Here is a 3426-nt window from a genome sequence, read left to right on the forward strand (position 1 = left end):
GGATATCGAATTTAATCGAGTACGGCACGTTACTTCTGCTTTAAAGTCTCATTTTTTCTTATATATGTCACTGTTTTAGTGTGATTCATAGATTGATTTAATCTCAAGTGATAAAATTCTTCTGCGTTGTTCTGAAGAAGAAAGTTTTCGTTGTGTTTGGTTATAGAAACTCGAGCGGTTGAATCCAAATAGGAGGCAAGAGTGGGTAATATTTAAGTGTTCTTCTTTAATCATCTGAATCATTTCTGAATTGGTCATTTCTTTTTCTCGGCGAATATGGTCAANAGAGGTCACGTTCTTCTTGGACACGAGCTAATTCTTTTTTTAAGGCAATAAAATCTGCCTTAGAGTAATCTTGTCCGCCTTTCCTTGAGTATTTATCAATCGATTTGTAAAGTGTCGTTTGTGCAATATCATATTCGCTTGATAGACTCGGAACACTTTGCCCTGAGTAATAAAGTTCTACCAGAGTTTCTTTGAAACATTGATCATATCGTTTAACCATAAATTGAGTGTACCAAATTACCTAAGCTGCTGTCCATTTTTCTAGGTTAACATCAGATTTTATTATTTCCTTGACCAGATAAAATATTAAAAGTTGAATTTTTCACCATATATTTGCGATTTTTTCACGCCTGCATTTTTTAATAATTTCATTGTTCCCATCATCATCTGTGTTGATCCTCCAACAATGAAATATGAATTTTTATTGTCATTTACAATATTTTTAATCTGATTTTTCTTAAGACGACCAAGTTGAGAAAAATAATTAAAATTAGTGTTGTTATTTGAAAGATTTCTTAAATAGCTTTCGTAAATCAAGTCCTCTTGTTTTGAAGCAACACGAATAAATGAAATTTTATATTTTTCGAATAATGAAATAGTAAGCGAAATGAGTGGGACAGATCCAACACCCGATCCGATAAATACTAATTTTTTTCCTTTATTCTCCCTTATGGACTGTAGTAATCTACCATATGAACCATCAATTTTTACTTTTGTTCCTTTAGGCAGACTATTCAAACGAGCTGTAAAATCTCCCCAATTTCTAATTGCAAATATTAATTGGTGACTTTTTTTGTCATAATTTAGAATTGAGAAGGGATGCATTTCTTTCATACCATCGACATCCGGGAAGGATAAATAAACAAAATCGCCTGCGTTGAAATTCCAAAGATGTTTTGTCTGGATGACTAATTCTGTTACAGAACTTGCTATTTGTGTATGTTCAATAAGTATCCCTTTTTTATAAGTAAAAGGTTTCATAAAGTGGTAATAGAGGTACATCAATGCCGTTATACCAGAATAGGTAAAAAACAAAATCATAAATGGTTTTATATTCGCTATGTATGGTATCAAAATAACATGGGCAAAAATAAGAAGAGTCGCGACAATATTAAGTCGGTGCAACCAAACAGATATTTCATACCTGAGAAGCCTTTCCAAATCTTGTTTTAAAACATTAAGTATTTTTATCCTTGATGTTAACCATCCCGACAAAAAAAAGATAGAATATACTGCGACAGTAAGTAACAGAATGAGAGATGCAGTACCTGTCAATTTTATTAATCCAAAAGATTGAATCATCATTTTATGAACTAATGCTAAAATAACACCTCCAAGTCCAATTAGGCCATGAACAAGATACATTTCAGGAAGTCCTATCATTTTATCTATCCACTTAGGTTTTGTCGATATCGCTATGACGAAGAGCATCCAAACATATGCGATTATTCCGATTTGTGACGCAAAAAGATTGCTTTCAAACAAAGTATTTTTTAATCCATATGATAGTGTAGTCAATAAGGGCACTGGTAACACAAATATAGCAAAAAGCCAAAAAAGTCCTAACCAATACTTATGAGTTTTTAACATTTTCATCTCCTTCCAATGCATAAAATACAAAACCGGTGATATTTTTAGGTAAACTAGCTTTTGGATTTACCATCAGAGCTGTTGCCCATACATCCGTTTCCTGAAGGGAAGTACCCACTACCGTAGCTTGTAGAACACTCTTGTTTCTTCTATAAATATGTTCTCCTCTTTCCGAGATACCCGATGTAGCTATGGCACCTGTGGTCAATGCCAATGTTTTAATAATCTCTTTTTTACTATATGGGTTAACTATTCCAATATCAAAAACCCAATTTGATCCATTCCTAGTCTCAAATTGCATATCACCACCTCCGATTAAATTAATAGCTTGAATGTGCTCAATTTTAAAAAGAGGTTTTAAAAAATTATTTAGTCCCGTTTCAATGGACCAGCCTTTTACAAACCCAGAGGGGTCAAATTTATCATTGTAATTTGCATCAAAAGCTTCATTTGTTGCTAATTTAGCAGCGAAGCAGGAGCTGAATACAAAAATAAAAACGTCTGATACTTCTGTTATCTTAATTTCTCCTCTGTTAAATAGACTTACCTCCGAGTCATTTAAATATGTTGAAAATCTAGCATCTACTTGCTCTAAATAATTTTCCAACAGTCTTTGATGTTTGATGACTTTTTTTTCTTCGCATTGAGATAGACGCTCATTGGCTATAATTTGTGTAGTAAAAACTGTTCCCATTGTTTTATGGACTAAAGTGTACATCGTATGTTTAGTTAAGTTTTTTTGTATGATATTCATTAAATCACCGCCTGATCAAGAGCTGACTGAAGGGAATTAGTATAGCCATAATAAGTTACAGTAGCACCTGAAACTGCCTGAATTTTAGAAGATTGTGATGATTTTGTCTCTGAAATATAGATTGGTTCGGCTTGACTATCTACAAGTTCACTATGAGTTTGCCCGTCGGAACTTGTACTTTGAATCATAGTAACATTTGTTATTTGTGAGCCACTTATTGTGACCTGAACTTGTACAGCTCCCCAACTTGTATTTATCACTGTTCCTGTGTATGTTCCATCTTTATATTTCCCTACGCTTCTTACTGTGCTACTGCTTTTCGTGGTTGTGGAATTCGATTGTTTTCCTGTACTAGAAACAGGCGGGACTTTGACCGTTTTCGAAAATATTGTAGGTACTGTTGACTTCAAGTCAGGTGAAACTTGCGTTGATATTTTGTTTGCGAAAAACAACCAGTATGAGTCTAACAACGCTGAAAATCCTATTAGTACCGATACGAAAAATGCTATTAATTTTTTCATATATTTATCATTTCTCTCTAATTTTTTATATTTTTATGTTTTTAATTAATAAAAAATTTTATTAACAGATTAATGTTATCAAAATTAAAGAAGCCATAACTTAAATAAAATGATAAAGTAACAAAAATTTGATGATAAAATATAATTTGTTTTTTTTTTAAGATTTGCTTTTCAGAATAAAATAGACAAGAAGCATCTGAATTTGTTATAAGTGACGTGTGAAATTATTATTATTATTATAAGGCAATCAATGATGTTATCCTTAAATCTTAGAGT

General features: G+C 32.2%; 3 protein-coding genes and 1 pseudogene. All 4 read right to left on the reverse strand.

Features of this window, described 5'->3' with window-relative positions:
• Positions 1-285 precede the first annotated feature (285 nt).
• Positions 286-505: pseudogene (locus RT41_RS10815) on the reverse strand (transposase); the annotation flags it as partial.
• Positions 506-591: 86 nt separating this feature from the next.
• Positions 592-1875 carry an FAD-binding oxidoreductase gene (locus RT41_RS09980; RefSeq protein ID WP_180752721.1) on the reverse strand — a complete coding sequence of 428 codons (1284 nt, stop codon included), beginning with the start codon at positions 1873-1875 and terminating at the stop codon, positions 592-594.
• A complete protein-coding gene (locus tag RT41_RS09985) occupies positions 1859-2629 on the reverse strand; it encodes an FAD:protein FMN transferase (RefSeq protein ID WP_096819261.1) in 771 nt (256 codons plus the stop codon). Before RT41_RS09985 ends, RT41_RS09980 begins: the two co-directional genes overlap by 17 nt.
• Entirely contained in the window at positions 2629-3150 is a 522-nt protein-coding gene (locus tag RT41_RS09990) for an FMN-binding protein (RefSeq protein ID WP_054640051.1), read from the reverse strand. Before RT41_RS09990 ends, RT41_RS09985 begins: the two co-directional genes overlap by 1 nt.
• Positions 3151-3426 lie beyond the last annotated feature (276 nt).

Source organism: Lactococcus fujiensis JCM 16395, from assembly GCF_002441655.1.
In the GTDB taxonomy this organism is placed as follows: Bacteria; Bacillota; Bacilli; order Lactobacillales; family Streptococcaceae; genus Lactococcus; species Lactococcus fujiensis.

Excerpts from the sequence above, each read along its gene's own strand:
- RT41_RS09990 (WP_054640051.1), bottom strand. The coding sequence starts at position 3,150 with ATGAAAAAATTAATAGCATTTTTCGTATCGGTACTAATAGGATTTTCA.
- RT41_RS09980 (WP_180752721.1), bottom strand. The coding sequence starts at position 1,875 with ATGTTAAAAACTCATAAGTATTGGTTAGGACTTTTTTGGCTTTTTGCT.
- RT41_RS09985 (WP_096819261.1), bottom strand. The coding sequence starts at position 2,629 with ATGAATATCATACAAAAAAACTTAACTAAACATACGATGTACACTTTA.